The organism is Kitasatospora sp. NPDC048540 (assembly GCF_040651175.1).
Lineage (GTDB): Bacteria > Actinomycetota > Actinomycetes > Streptomycetales > Streptomycetaceae > Kitasatospora.
The window spans coordinates 1-14,207 of record NZ_JBEZIR010000116.1 but is presented as its reverse complement, the minus strand read 5'-3'; the positions used below and the strand labels follow the sequence as shown (position 1 = coordinate 14,207).

The 14,207-nt window shown below is 75.2% G+C and carries 10 protein-coding genes; 5 read left to right on the top strand and 5 right to left on the bottom strand.

The features are described from left to right. Nucleotides 1-100: 100 nt before the first annotated feature. A complete protein-coding gene (locus AB0D08_RS31940) occupies nucleotides 101-1,363 on the bottom strand; it encodes an LCP family protein (RefSeq protein WP_359893741.1) in 1,263 nt (420 codons plus the stop codon). 33 nt (nucleotides 1,364-1,396) lie between these two features. Next, entirely contained in the window at nucleotides 1,397-2,188 is a 792-nt protein-coding gene (locus tag AB0D08_RS31935; protein WP_033819057.1) for a TIGR03089 family protein, read from the bottom strand. Nucleotides 2,189-2,352: 164 nt separating this feature from the next. Here AB0D08_RS31935 and AB0D08_RS31930 point away from each other — a divergent pair, with 164 nt between their 5' ends. Further along, nucleotides 2,353-3,462, top strand: a complete 1,110-nt coding sequence (locus tag AB0D08_RS31930) for a peptidoglycan recognition protein (protein ID WP_359893739.1) — start codon at nucleotides 2,353-2,355, stop codon at nucleotides 3,460-3,462. A gap of 79 nt (nucleotides 3,463-3,541) precedes the next feature. Next, entirely contained in the window at nucleotides 3,542-4,459 is a 918-nt protein-coding gene (locus AB0D08_RS31925; protein WP_359893738.1) for a DNA-3-methyladenine glycosylase 2 family protein, read from the top strand. A 21-nt stretch (nucleotides 4,460-4,480) separates the two neighbouring features. On the opposite strand, the gene AB0D08_RS31920 is transcribed toward AB0D08_RS31925, so the two are convergent. The 3 genes from AB0D08_RS31920 to AB0D08_RS31910 are packed head-to-tail and all read right to left on the bottom strand — an operon-like array spanning nucleotide 4,481 to nucleotide 7,418. Next, the gene (locus tag AB0D08_RS31920) at nucleotides 4,481-5,770 is read right to left on the bottom strand and encodes a coenzyme F420-0:L-glutamate ligase (protein ID WP_033819059.1); all 1,290 of its coding nucleotides are present in this window, start codon (nucleotides 5,768-5,770) and stop codon (nucleotides 4,481-4,483) included. Further along, nucleotides 5,767-6,726 carry a 2-phospho-L-lactate transferase gene (cofD, locus tag AB0D08_RS31915; protein WP_033819060.1) on the bottom strand — a complete coding sequence of 320 codons (960 nt, stop codon included), beginning with the start codon at nucleotides 6,724-6,726 and terminating at the stop codon, nucleotides 5,767-5,769. The genes AB0D08_RS31920 and cofD overlap by 4 nt, the downstream gene beginning before the upstream one ends. A 53-nt stretch (nucleotides 6,727-6,779) precedes the next feature. Continuing rightward, the gene (locus AB0D08_RS31910) at nucleotides 6,780-7,418 is read right to left on the bottom strand and encodes a cysteine dioxygenase family protein (RefSeq protein WP_233288958.1); all 639 of its coding nucleotides are present in this window, start codon (nucleotides 7,416-7,418) and stop codon (nucleotides 6,780-6,782) included. Between the two features lie 674 nt (nucleotides 7,419-8,092). Between AB0D08_RS31910 and AB0D08_RS31905 the strand changes: the two genes are divergently transcribed. From AB0D08_RS31905 to AB0D08_RS31895, 3 genes are all read left to right on the top strand, one after another. Next, entirely contained in the window at nucleotides 8,093-8,365 is a 273-nt protein-coding gene (locus tag AB0D08_RS31905) for a WhiB family transcriptional regulator (RefSeq protein WP_033819061.1), read from the top strand. Between the two features lie 277 nt (nucleotides 8,366-8,642). After that, nucleotides 8,643-12,548 carry a glycosyltransferase gene (locus AB0D08_RS31900; RefSeq protein WP_359893735.1) on the top strand — a complete coding sequence of 1,302 codons (3,906 nt, stop codon included), beginning with the start codon at nucleotides 8,643-8,645 and terminating at the stop codon, nucleotides 12,546-12,548. Nucleotides 12,549-12,554: 6 nt separating this feature from the next. Then, nucleotides 12,555-14,168 (top strand): DUF5719 family protein, encoded by a 1,614-nt coding sequence (locus tag AB0D08_RS31895; protein WP_359893733.1) that lies wholly within the window; start codon nucleotides 12,555-12,557, stop codon nucleotides 14,166-14,168. Nucleotides 14,169-14,207 lie beyond the last annotated feature (39 nt).

Genomic DNA, 14,207 nt, shown 5'->3' with positions numbered 1-14,207 from the left:
ATTCCCAATGAACCGGGCCAAAGAGCCCGAGTCGTCTTCACATTTCGTGCCCAACCCGGCCGCGTCCGCCGCGGCGGCCCGGACCGGGTCCGGGGCCGGATCAGCCGGCCGGGCAGACGTCCTGGTCGGCGGTCCGGCCCTCGAGCGACGGGCTGGCCGCCGCCGTCCCGGGGTCCGCCGGGGCCTGCTGCGCGCCGGGCGTCGCACCGGCCTGCGGCGAGGCGTCGGGCGAGGCGTCGGGCGAGGCGTCCGGTGACGGGCCGGGGGATCCGTCCGGTGCGGTCCCCGTCACCGGGCCCAAAGAGGCGCTCGGCCGTACCGTGACCTGCTGGTCCGCCCGCAGCGCCGCGAACAGCCGGTCGGTGTCCGGCTGGACGAACTCGTCCCGGTTGGCGTTGTAGCGGTACGGCCGGCGCGGGGTGGTGAGGAAGGTGATCTCGTTCGGCGGCATCGAGCGCAGCCGCTGCGCCAGGTCGTACAGCGCGCCCAGCCGGCTCAGTCCCGGATCCGCGGTGATCGAGGAGGTCGCCGCGTCCAGCAGCGGCCACAGCTTGGTCGGGTTGAGCAGCACACCCTGCGACTGCACCTTGCGCACCAGGGCCGCCAGGAACTGCTGCTGGCGGCCCATCCGGTCGGTGTCGCTGCCGTTGCCGAGGCTCTCCCTGGCCCGCACGTAGCCGAGCGCCTGTTCGCCGTGCAGCACCTGGCGGCCGGCGTCCAGGTCCAGCTTGGCGTCCCGGTCGTGGATCGGCGCCGGGACGCACACCTCGACGCCGCCCACCGCGTCGACCATCCGCTTGAAGCCGGTGAAGTCGAGGATCACGTGGTGATCGACCCGGATCCCGCTGATCTGCTCCACCGTCCGGATGGTGCAGGCCGCGCCGCCGGTCTCGAAGGCCAGGTTGAACTGGCCGAGCCCGCCGCGCGAGCGGCTGCCGTCCGGCAGGTCGCAGGGCGGCACGGTGACCATCACGTCGCGCGGGATGGAGACGGCGGTGGCCCGCCGCCCGCCTGCGGCCAGGTGCAGCAGGATCACGGTGTCCGAGCGCTGCCCGCCGGTGGAGCCGTACGCGGAGTTGGCCCCGCCGCGGTCGTCGCTGCCGATCAGCAGGATGTTCTCGGCGTCGCCGGCGACCGGGGAGGGCCGGTCCGACTCCCGGCCGAGCAGTCGGCCGGTGGCGGTGTCGGTCCTGATGTTCCCGTTCAGCTTGCGGTAGGCGAGCCAGGCCAGCGTGCCGCCGACCAGCAGCACCAGGGACAGCAGCCCGGCGACCAGGGCCAGCCAGTGGCGTCGCAGGAACGAGCGGCGCCCCCCTCCCTCGCGGGTCGGGGGGCGCTCGCCGTCCTCCTGCTCCACTGCCATCGGGGGATCCGTACCCCGGTGGCGCGGGCTGCATCAGCTCAGACGCAGAGTCACCCGTTCGGATTCGATCCGCTTCTCCCACTGGTCGGCCGTCAGCTGTCCCGAGTTGCGGCACAGCACCACCGAGGCGCCGGCCGCCAGCGGCGCCAGCAGGCCCGCCTCCAGCCCGGCCCAGTCGTCGTACGACTGGGTGCTGAGCACCCGGTCGCCGGGGCCGAGGCCGAGCCGGGCGGCGCCGGCCCTGGCCAGCTCGACGGTCTGCTCGCCGGTCAGCTTCAGCGGCAGCCCGTCGGTGCTGGTCTCCAGCGCCGGGGCCTGCGGGTCGACGGGGGAGTAGGGCGCGAAGCGGTCGCCCTGCCCGGGCACCTCGGCGGCGTAGTCGAGGAAGCCGTCGGGGCGCTGCGGGAACCGGCCGCCGAGCGGCCGCAGGGCCAGCGCCACCCGTTCGCCGGTGCAGGCCTCGGCGGCGGCGAGCCCGTCCGGGCCGCTCACCACCAGGTCGGCGTCGGCCGGATCGCCGCCGGGGATCACGGTGACCCCGACGGACCAGCAGGCCAGCAGCCAGACCGCGCTCTGCCAGTGGGCGGGCAGCAGCAGCGCGGCCCGGTCCTCGGGGCCGGCGTTCAGCTCGTCCTGGATCAGGTTGGCGGTCTTGGCCACCCAGTTGTCGAAGGTCTTCGCGGAGAGCTCGACCCGTTCGCCGGTCGAGTCGTCGTAGAAGGTGACCAAGGGGCGGGAGGAGTCGGCATCGGTGGCCCCGGGGCGCAGATAGGCGTTCAGCAGCTCGGCGGGGGTACGGGCGTCGGCAGCGAAAGGCGCAGTCATGGTGCGGTCCAGCCTACGGCCTTCGGGTGGTCGGCCGGGAGAGTGATCAGCGGCGGGAGCCGACATGGCAGCGGGAGTGATTTGCCGTCAATATCCGTTTTATGCGCTTTACTCACTTTGCTGCTCTCGCCGCCGGGTCCACCGCCCTGCTCATCCTCCAGCCCGTGACCGCCGGTGCGGCCGCGGCGCCCCGGGAGAGCCGGTCCGTGGCCGGCGGCGTGACGACCCTTCCCCTGACCGACAGCCGGCGCTCCGTGGGCGCGGACGGTGCCGAACGCACCCTCCCGCAGCGGAGCACCGTCTCCTTCTCGATGGTCGGCGTCAGCTGGGACGACCCGGCCGCCACCTTGGACGGCACCGTCCAGGTCCGCACCAGGGACGCCACGACCGGCCACTGGAGCGACTGGCTCGACCTGGACAGCGCCGACGAGGACCGCCCCGACGAGCCCACCGGCCGGGGCTCGACCGCCCCGCTCTGGGTCGGCCCCAGCAACGGCCTCGCCGTCCGGGTGCACGCCTCGGGCCACCCGCTGCCGGCCGGCCTGCGCGCCGAACTGGTCGACCCCGGCCCCGGACCCGCCGTGACCGGACCCGCCACCACCGCGCCCGGGGACACCGGCCCGGCCGGCAGCGCCTCCGCCGAACGGGCCCTACCCCGCGTCGAGCACCCCGGGCCGCGGCCCGGCATCGTCATCCGATCGGGCTGGGGCGCGGACGAGTCCCTGCGCGAGCCCGGCTACGTCTACACCGGCGCCGTCAAGGCGGTCTTCGTCCACCACACCGACACCGCCAACAACTACGCCTGCTCCGACGCACCCGCGATCATCCGGAGCATCTACCAGTACCACGTGAAGACCAACGGCTGGCGGGACATCGGCTACAACTTCCTGGTCGACCGCTGCGGCACCATCTACGAGGGCCGGGCCGGCGGCGTCATCCAGCCGGTGCTCGGCGCCCACACCCTGGGCTTCAACAGCAACACCTCGGGCGTCGCCGCGATCGGCACCTACGGCTCCGACAGCGTCCCGCAGGCCCAGCAGGACGGCATCGTCAAGATCGCCGCCTGGAAGCTCGGCCTCACCGACGTGGACGCCGCCGGCTCGACCACCCTGGTCTCCGCCTCCGACGGCAGCCGGTACAAGAAGGGCACCTCGGTCGGGTTCAATACCATCTCCGGCCACCGGGACGGCTTCGCCACCGAGTGCCCCGGCGACCAGCTCTACAACCTCCTGCCCGACATCCGTTCCCGCGCGGCCCATCTGCAGGGCCGCTGAACCGCCCGCCGAGGGGGCGGGCCGCAGGGCGTAGGGTTCCTGTGGCCCAACCCCCGGGCGGCGGAAGAGGTGACGGGCGATGCCGGGAACGGTACGGCAGTGGCGGCCGGGATTCCCGCTCGACCTGCCCAGGATCCTCTTCCCGCTGCGCCGCGGCCCCGGCGACCCGGCGCTGCGCACCACCGGCGACGGCGCCGTCTGGCGGGCCTCCCGCACCCCGGCCGGCCCCGGCACCGTACGGATCGCGGCGGCCGGCGGCGAGGTGACCGCGCAGTCCTGGGGCCCCGGCGCCGACTGGCTGCTGGAGGCACTGCCCGCCCTGCTCGGCGCCGACGACGACCCGGCCGGGCTGGTCCTGCCGCCCGGCCCGCTCCGCGACGCCCAGCGCACCCACCCGGGCCTGCGGCTGGGCCGGACCGGGCTGGTGATGGAGTCGCTGGTCCCCGCGGTCCTCGAACAGAAGGTCACCACCGACGAGGCGTACCGCGCCTGGCGCATCCTGCTGCGGGACTTCGGCACCCCGGCACCGGGGCCGGCCGGGTTGGTGGACGGTATGCGGGTCGCGCCGTCCGCCCGCGAGTGGGCGCTGATCCCGAGCTGGGAGTGGCACCGGGCCGGTGTCGACCCGAAGCGGTCCGCGACCGTGGTCCGCGCGGCCCGGCTCGCCGCCCGGCTGGAGGAGGCCTCCGGCTTCGCGTCCGACCGGGCCTTCGCCCGGCTGACCGCGGTCCCCGGGATCGGTGTCTGGACGGCGGCGGAGACCCTCCAGCGCAGCAACGGCGACCCGGACGCGGTGTCGGTCGGCGACTTCCACCTGCCGAACCTGGTCGGCTGGGCGCTGGCCGGGCGGCCGCGCAGCGACGACGCGCAGATGCTCGACCTGCTGGAGCCGTACCGCCCGCACCGGTACCGGGTCTGCCGCCTGCTCATGCTCACCGGCGCCCGGGCGCCCCGGTACGGGCCCCGGCTGACGCCCAACGACCACCGGGGGCGGTGAGGGGCCCGGACGGGGCGGGGCTCAGCGGACGGTGACGAAGGCGTCCGCCTGGCGGGGCGGGCGGTGGCGGGGGGACTCGGCCGGGCGGCCGACGGCGACGGCGCCCATCGGGTCCCAGCCGGCCGGGAGGTCGAGGACGTCCCGGACGGTGTCGCGGCAGAACATGGTGGAGGACACCCAAGCCGAGCCGTAGCCCTCGCCGGCCAGGGTGACCAGCAGGTTCTGCACGGCGGCCCCGATCGCGACGGTGAACATCTCCCGCTCGGCCGCGCCCCGGCGCGCGTCGGGGTAGTCGTGCGAGCCGTCCATCACCAGGCAGGGCACCACCAGGTAGGGCGCGTCCCGCAGCACGTCGCCGCGGGCGGTGCGGCGGGCGACCTTCTCCTCGTCCCAGCCGTCGAGCTCGCGCAGGTCGCGCTGCCAGGCGGCGAGCATCGCGTCCAGCAGCCGGGTGCGGACCTCGGGGGTCTCCAGCAGGACGAAGCGCCAGGGCGTGGTGTGGTGCGGTGCGGGCGCCGTGACCGCGGCGGACACCGCCCGGCGGACGGCGTCCGGGTCGACCGGCTCGGCGGTGAAGGAGCGGATCGTCCGGCGGAGGGTCACCGCCTCGCGGACGGCCTCCGAGGTGCCGAGCCGGAACATGTCGTCGGCGGCCGGGCGGACCAGCGCCCGGGCGCCCTCGCCGTCCTCCGCGGTGACCAGGCCGGCCAGGCCGCGGACCACCGCGACCGGGGTGCCGGTGGCCTTGCCCTTCACCAGGTCGGCCGCGGCGGCCAGTTCGTCGGCGGTGGCGGTGACGGTCATCGCCAGCCGGTTGCCGTGGCTGTCGGTGCGGCCGCGGTGGTCGTCCAGCACGGGCAGGCCGGCCGCGCCGATGGCGACGTCGGTGAGGCCGTTGCGCCAGGGGCGGCCGAAGGTGTCGGTGATCACGACGGCGAGCCGGCGTCCGGTCAGCCGCCGGAGTCCGGCGCGCAGGGCGCGGGCCGAGGCGTCCGGGTCCTCGGGCAGCAGCAGGACGGTGCCGGGGGCGGTGTTGGAGGCGTCCACACCGGCGGCGGCCATCACCAGGCCGTTGCGGTTCTCCACGATCCGGGTGGCGCCGCGCCGGGCGACCACCCGGACGGTCTCGGCGTCGATCGCGGCCTCCCGGTCGTCGGCCCGCAGCAGCCGCCCCTCGGCCTTGCTGACGATCTTCGAGGTGACCAGCAGGATGTCGCCGTCCTCGAACTCCCCGGCCTTGGCGATCAGTTCGGCGAGGTCCGCGCCGGGCTCGATCTCGGGCAGCCCGCGCACCGGGTGCACGCCGATCACGGCCGGACCTCCGCGGCCAGGGCCAGCGCCTCCCGCGCCATCGCGGTGCTCGCCGCGACGTCGGTCATCAGCAGCGGGACGGCCCGGCAGCGGATCCCCGCCTGCTCGACCCCGGCGACCGCGTCCCCGTCGGCGGTGTCCACCAGCCAGCCGTCCAGCAGGTCGGGGCCGTAGTGCCGGGCCACCGCCTCGGCGGTGGCCTCGACGCCGACCGCGGCCAGCACCTTGTCGGCCATGCCCCGCACCGGTGCGCCGCCGATGATCGGGGAGAGCCCGACCACCGGCGCGGGCGCCGAGGCGACCGCCTGCCGCAGTCCGGGGACGGCCAGGATGGTCCCGATGCTGACCACCGGGTTGGACGGGGGCAGCAGGATCACGTCGGCCGCGGCCAGCGCCTCCAGGACGCCCGGCGCGGGCTTCGCGGTGTCCGCGCCGACCGGCACGATCGCCTCGGCGGCCACCGCGGCGTGGAGCCGGACCCAGTACTCCTGGAAGTGCACGGCACGGGTGCCGGCCTCGTCGGTGATCCGGACGTGGGTCTCGACCCGGTCGTCGCTCATCGGGATCAGCCGCACCCCCGGCCGCCACCGGTCGCAGAGCGCCTCGGTGACGGCGCTCAGCGGGTAGCCGGCGGCCAGCATCTGGGTCCGGACGATGTGGGTGGCGAAGTCCCGGTCGCCGAGCCCGAACCACTCGGGGCCGACGCCGTAGGCCTTCATCTCCTCCTTGACCGACCAGGTCTCGTCGGCCCGGCCCCACCCCTGCTCCTCGTGGATGCCGCCGCCCAGGGTGTACATCACGGTGTCCAGGTCGGGGCAGACCTTCAGCCCGAACAGGTGGATGTCGTCACCGGTGTTGCCGATGACCGTGATCTCGTCCCCGGGGGCGACGGCCTCCTTGAGCCCGCGCAGGAAGCGCGCCCCACCGATTCCGCCTGCCAGTGCCACGATGCGCATGCGCCCATCCTGCCAGGCGGCCCGGTGGCGGTCGGTCAGGCCCGGCGCGGGGCCTACCGGTCGGCGGTCCGCACGCCCTGCTGCGCGTGGTCGTGGCCGGAGGCGTCGGTGGCGTACTGGTTCATCTCCACCAGGCCCGGCGTGTAGAGGTGGATGGAGACGGCGGGCTCCAGCGTGCCGTTGACCACCTCGTGCAGGTACCCGGCGGAGAAGACCCGCCGGTGGCCGGGGGTGAGCACCCGGGTGCCCTCGCCGGAGCCGGTCAGCGAGCGCTCGACCAGCTCGCCCTCGACCACCGTCATCACGCCGGCGGAGCTGCCGTGGTCGTGGAAGCCGCTGCTCTGCCCGGGCAGCCAGCTGAGCAGCCAGACCTCGTAGCCGGGGCCGGTCTCCAGCCGGGCGTACCAGCGGGTGAGGGCGTCGTAGCGGACCAGCGGGGCCCACCGGTCGCGGTCGGCGGCGATCTCCCGGACCAGCCGGGCGTACCCGGCGACGGTGGTCGGGTGGGCGGGCAGGTCGGTCCGGGTCAGGTGCGGGAAGGCCAGCGGGTCGCCGGCGATGGAGACGTCGCTCAGGCCGTCGGCCCAGCGGGTGACGGCGGGGGCGGTGGTGGCGGGGGCCTGCTGGGGCAGGGCCCGGCGGGCGAGCTTGGCGCGGTCCCGGTTGCGGTTGCGGATTCGGGGCATTCGCACGGTCGAGAGTCCTTGGCGTCGGCTGGTGCTACGGGATCAGCCGGGTCCGCGGAGTTCGAGGGGGACTTCGTCGCGCGGGCGGCCTCTGGCTTGCTGGGCGGCGCGCGGTGGGACGCGTGCGCCTAGATACAGCAGAAACAGAGGCGACAGCAGAGCGAGTTCGCGGCACGGCGGAGCGACGCCTGGCGGCGGCTGCGGTGGGCGGCGAACTCTGACATGTGGGAAAGGAGACCGCAAGAGGGGTGGCAGTGTCAACCCGGCTCGACGGACATTCAGGTCACATCTGGGCTCAACCACCGGATGGAGTGATAAATCACCCTCTATGTTTCGATGCGAAGATCGCCGGGAAGGCAGCCCGGTGACCCGGCAACCGCACTCGGGCCACAGGCGTCCCTCCGGTCGAAGGGGGGTTCGGCCGGTCCGCGTTGACGGCACGTCGACCCGCGCGTTGGTTCTGGGGCGATATGCCATCAGGCGCTACGAATGTCCGGGTTGTCCGAATATGTACACTATTCGTAACGGCTTGGTTCCGGGGAGTGAATCCTTGGCCCAATACCAGAGCTCGGCTTGACTGGGCCAGAGTGACGCAACTGTAATTTCACTCGTGTCGTTCCGCCGCTCCAGGCAACGGCAACACCACGGGGACGCCAAGAGGGGCAGAGGAGGCGCGCCAGATGAGCGAGCTCTTTGAGCTTTTGATCGGTGAGGGCATCGAAGAGGACGAAGAGGAACTCGGCTGGCAGGAGCGCGCACTGTGCGCCCAGACCGACCCTGAGTCCTTCTTCCCCGAGAAGGGCGGGTCCACCCGGGAGGCCAAGAAGGTCTGCCTCGCCTGCGAGGTCCGGTCCGAGTGCCTCGAATACGCGCTCGCCAACGACGAGCGGTTCGGAATCTGGGGCGGCCTTTCCGAGCGGGAGCGCCGCCGACTCAAGAAGAGCGCGATCTGACCCGGGCGGAAATCCCGGGACGGCGGCCCGCGGCCCCGTACCCGTGGCGGCGCCTCACCTGACCGGTGGGGCGCTTTCGCGTATCCGCACCCCTTTCCCGGCGACATCTTCACCAGGACCGGGAGCATCACGGTCATCCGGAGCCGTTAGTGTGGTGCGCCATCCGGGTGCCCGGCATCCGGCATGCGCACCGCCGCCCACGTTCGGACCCACGGCCCGCCCGGGCGGCACCGCGACACCAACCGCCCTCCCACCGGAACCGGGGCCCGCGCACTCGATGACCGTCTACAGCCACCAGAGCGGCTTCGCCGCCGCCAGGCCGCCCGCGTACCCGCGCCACCTCGTCACCGCCGTGATCGTCTCGCACGACGGTGCCCGCTGGCTCCCGCAGGCGCTGGCCGGACTGCTCGGCCAGGACCGCCAGGTGCAGCGCATCCTCGCCGTCGACACCGGGTCCACCGACACCTCCCCGCAGCTGCTCCAGGACACCCTCGGCGACTGGCTGCCGGACAGCGGCCCGCTGATCCTCGGCCGCCGCTCCGGCTTCGGCAACGCCGTCGCCCAGGCCGTCTTCAACAGCCCGCCGCTGCGCCCCGAGGACCTCCCGTACAGCCTGGACCCGTCCGGCTACGACCCGGTCACCGGAGGCTGGGACGACTACGGCGACCCGCTCGGCCACGAGGACGACCTCGGCCGCGGCGGCCCGCGCGAGACCCAGCCGGTCGAGTGGCTGTGGCTGCTGCACGACGACTGCGAACCGCAGACCGACGCACTGCGCCGGCTGCTCCAGGTCGCCGACTCCACCCCGACCGCCGCCGTGGTCGGCCCCAAGCTGCGCAGCTGGTACGACCGCCGCCAGCTGCTCGAGGTCGGCGTCACGATCGCCCGCTCGGGCCGCCGCTGGACCGGCCTGGACCGCCGCGAGCAGGACCAGGGCCAGCACGACCAGGTCCGCCCGGTGCTCGCCGTGTCCACCGCGGGCATGCTGGTGCGCCGGGACGTCTTCGAGGAGCTCGGCGGCTTCGACAAGGCGCTCCCGCTGATGCGCGACGACACCGACTTCTGCTGGCGGGTCAACGCCGCCGGCCACCGGGTCGTGGTCGCCCCTGACGCGGTGCTGCGGCACGCCGAGGCGGCCAGCCGCGAGCGCCGCGCGATCGACTGCGGCTCCGACCACCCGCACCGGGTGGACAAGGCCGGCGCCGTCTACACCCTGCTCGCCAACACCCGTGGGGTGCTGCTCCCGTACATCCTGCTGCGGCTGGTGCTCGGCACCCTGGTGCGGGTGGTCGCCAACCTGGTCGGCAAGGACCCCCGGCAGGCCTTCGACGAACTGGCCGGCCTCGGCCACGAGCTGATCAGGCTGCCCCGGCTGCTGCTCGCCCGCAAGCGCCGCAAGCGCACCCGCGCGGCCGACCCCGGCGACGACCGCTCGCTCTTCCCGGCCCCCGGCGCGACCGCCCGGCTCGCGGTCGAGCAGATGGTCAGCTCGCTCGGCATCGGCGGCAGCGACCCGGGCGCCGGCCGGCACGGCTCGGTCGAGTCCGGCCCCGGCGACGACGACACCGACGACCTGGTGGTCGAGCAGTTCACCCTGATCAAGAAACTGGCCAAGCGCCCCGCGCCGCTGCTGTTCACCGCGCTGCTGGTGTTCGCCCTGGTCGCCTGCCGCGGCCTGATCGGCTCTGGACTCCTCCAGGGCGGCGCCCTGCTGCCGGCCGCCGACGGCGCCGGCGGCCTGTGGCGGATGTACGCCGACTCCTGGCACCCGGTCGGCGACGGCTCGACCGCCACCGCACCGCCGTACCTGGCCGTGCTGTCGATCCTCTCCTGGGGGCTGTTCGGCAACGCCGACCTGGCCCTCACCGTGCTGGTCGTGCTCGCCGTCCCGCTCGCGGCGGTCAGCGCCTACCTGGTGTCCCGCCCGCTGATCGAGTCCAAGCTGGTCCGCGCCTGGGCCAGCGCCAGCTACGCGCTGCTGCCGGCCGCCACCGGCGCGCTCGCCCAGGGCCGGATCGGCACCGCGGTGCTCGCCGTGCTGCTCCCGCCGCTGGCCCGGGCCGCCGCGATCAGCGCCGGCCTCGGCATCCGCCGGGAGACCGCCGCCAAGGGCGCCCGCCCCGGCTGGCGCTCCACCTGGATGACGGCGCTGATGCTCACCCTGAGCACCGCCTTCGTGCCGCTGACCTGGGCCATCTCGGTTCCGCTGTGCGCGGCCGCGCTGCTGTTCGCGGTCCTGCGCGGCGGCGCGTACGGCTCCGGCGGCGAGGCGCTGCGACTGCTGGGCCTGCGGGTGCTGGTGATGCTCGGGGTGCCGGTGCTGGTGCTCGCCCCCTGGTCGCTGCACGTGCTGGCGCACCCCTCCCGGCTGCTGCTGGAGGCCGGCGTGGCCGGCTTCAACGGCCCGGCCGCCGACCCGGTCGGCCTGATCCTGGTCAACCCCGGCGGCGCCGGCGTCCCGCCGGTCTGGCTGTCGGCCGGCATCGTGACGGCCGCGCTGGCCGCCCTGCTGCGCGCCGACCGCCGCCGCGCGGTGCTCGCCGCCTGGGGCGCCGCCGCGGCCGGCCTGCTGTTCGCCGTCGCGGTCGCCGGTACGGCCGTCACCCCGGCCTCCGGCGGGCCCGCCACGGCCGCCTGGGCCGGCCCCGCCACCCTGCTGGCCGGCGTCGCGCTGCTGGCCGCCGCCGCGATCGGCGCCGACGGGGCCAACGCCCGGGTCTCCGGCATCGCCTTCGGCTGGCGTCAGCCGGTGGCGGCCGTGGTGGTCGCGGGCGCCGTGCTGGCACCGTTCGGCACCGCCGCCTGGTGGGCGCTGAGCGGCGCCGACGGCCCGCTCCAGCGCAGCGCCGAGTCGCAGGTCCCGGCCTTCATCGCGGAGGAGGCGAGCACCAGCGACCGGGCCCGCACCCTGGTGCTGACCGGCCCGGCGGACGCGGGCAGCATCTCGTACGCCCTGGTCCGCGGCGCCGGTCTGACCCTCGGCCAGGCCGAGGGCACAGTGGACGCCGCCGCCGACGGCTCGCTGTCCAAGCTCACCGGCCAGTTGCTGGCCGGCTCCGGCGGCGACCAGGCCGCCGCACTGGCCGGCTACGGCGTCGAGTACATCGAGGTCAAGGACCCGATGATCGGCAAGGTCCGGGACGTACTGGACACCACCCCCGGCCTGACCCGGCTCAACGAGGGCAACGGCGTCGCGCTCTGGCAGGTCACCGGCGCGGTCGGGGCCCGGGCCGTGGTGACCGACCCGAAGGGCGCGTCGGTTGCGCTGCCCGCCGGCGTCCACGACATCTGGACCCAGCTGCCGCCCGGCCCGGCCGGCCGCCAGCTGCGCCTCGCCGAGCAGGCCGACCCGGCGTGGCAGGCCACCCTGGACGGCAAGGAGCTGGAGCGGGTCACGCTGGACGGCTGGGCGCAGGGCTTCAAGCTGCCCGCCGAGGGCGGCCGGCTGGACGTCACCCGCGAGACCGGCCTGATGCACGGCGGCTGGATCGCCCTGCAGCTGCTGCTCGGCCTCACCGTGCTGGTGCTGGCCCTGCCGGGCCGGCGCAACCACAACGACGACGACCTGCCGGAGGAGGTGGCCGCCGCGCAGGCGCTGGCCGCCGCCGTCCAGGCGCAGGCCCCCGCGCCCGGCAGCCGCCGGGCCCGCCGGATGGCGGAGCGCGGCGAGGGCGACGGCGAGCCGGACACCGGGGTGTACGCCCCCGGCATCCCGGCCCAGGCCGGCGGCGAGCCGGAGCCGGTGCAGGAGTTCACGCCCGAGCCCGAGCAGTACGCGGACCCGTACCAGGCCGACCCCTACCAGGCGGACCAGTACCAGGCCGAGCCCTACCAGCACGGCGCCCACCAGGGCGGCGAGCAGTACGGCACGGACCCGTACGCCGAGCCGTACCAGGGCGCCGACCCGTACGGCGGGCAGGGCTACCCGGCCCAGCAGCCGGCCGGCTCCCCGTACGCGCAGGGCGGCGGCGACCCGTACGGCCAGGGCCAGGGCCAGTACCCGGACCAGTACCCGGACCAGTACGGCCAGTACGGCCAGTACGGCAGCGACCAGTACACCGGGTACCCGGAGCAGCAGCCCGGGCAGCAGTACCCGCCCGGGTACCCGCCGCAGGCGTACCCGGACGGCACCGACCCCTACGGCAACGGCGGTCACCCGCACCACCACGGATCGGGGAGCTGACCCGCGATGAAGAAGCCCAGCCTCAAGGCGCCCAAGCTGAAGGCGCCGTCGATCTCCAGGCCCGAATTCGCCGTCGGCGCGCTCGGCGGGGGCAGCCGCACCGGCCGCTCGCTGCTGGCCGGCGCCGCCGTCCTCGGCGTGGTTTTCGGCATCGCCGAGCTGCGGCCGCCGGTCACCCCGGCGGCGGTCGGCCCGGCCGGCGGTGCCACCACGGCCCAGGTGGAGCGGACCTCGGTGATCTGCCCGCAGCCGCTGCAGGGGGTCACCGGGAACACCGCGTACACGCTGTTCACCCCGCCCGGGGCCGCCGCCACCGGGGGGAGCGCGGCGCTCAACGACGTCGCCCCGCCGGCCGCGGCGCCCGCCCCCGCGCCGGCCCCCTCGGACGGGTCCTCCGCGGCGCCCGCGGACGCCGGCGCCGCCGCCCGGCTGCCGCTGGCCAAGCCGGGGATCCCGGCGGCCGGCCCGGCCGCCAACGGCGACCTGGCGCCCGGCGCCGTCGCGGTCGCCACCGGTGCGTTCGCGCCGGGCTTCGCGGCCTCCCAGACCACCACCGTCACCGACCCGCAGGCGATCGGCCTGTCCGGGGTCAACTGCACCCCCTCGGGCACCAGCTTCTGGTTCTCCGGCGCCAGCACCGCGGCCGGCCGGGTCGACTACGTCAGCCTGGTCAACGCCGAGAGCGGCCCGGCCGTGGTCGACCTCAAGCTCTACGGACCCAAGGGCCCGATCGACAACGACGCCGCCAACGGCATCGCCCTCGCCCCCGGCACCTCCGAGGCGCTGCGGCTCAGCTCGCTCGCCCCGGGCGTGGACGACCTCGCGGTGGAGGTCCGGGTGCGCACCGGCCGGGTCGGCGCGGGGCTGCACGCCGTCGACGGCGGCAAGGGCGCCGACTGGCTCCAGCCCTCGGTGGCCCCGGCCGCCGAGGCGGTCATCCCCGGGCTGCCGGCCGACGCCACCGCCACCCGGCTGGTGGTCGCCGCGCCCGGCGAGGACGACGCCGACCTGAAGGTCCAGATCTCCGGCAAGAACGGCTGGTTCACCCCGGTCGACCACGAGACCCTGCACGTCAAGGCGGGCATGGTGGAGGCCGTGGACCTCCCGCAGGTCACCCGCGGCGAGGTCGGTGCGATCCGGCTCACCCCGAGCGACCCGGCCCACCCCACCCCGATCGTCGCGGGGGTGCGGATCGACCGGGCCAAGAACGGCAAGTCGGACGCCGCCTGGCTGTCCGGCGCCGGTCCGGTCGGCGCCCGCGCCAGCATCGCGGACAACCGCGGCGGCGGGCAGACCCAGCTCATCCTGACCGCGGTCGGCGAGGAGGCCAAGGTCCGGATCACCGCCTCCGCGGGCAGCGCCGGCGGCACCCCCGCGACCAAGGAGGTCACCGTCCCGGCCGGTGCCACGGTGGCCGCCGAGATCCCCGAGCCGGCCGGCCTGAACGGTGTCTTCGGCCTGACCCTGGAGACCCTGTCCGGCGGCCCGGTGACGGCCGCCCGGATGCTCACCGTCCCGGCCAAGGACATCCAGATGTTCACCAGCCAGACCCTGGCGGACGACCGCAGCACCGTCCGGCTGCCGTACGTCCAGGGCGACCCCGGCGTCCTGGTGCGCTGACCCGCGGCCCGGTGTGCCGGTCCCCGGCCGGGGACCGGG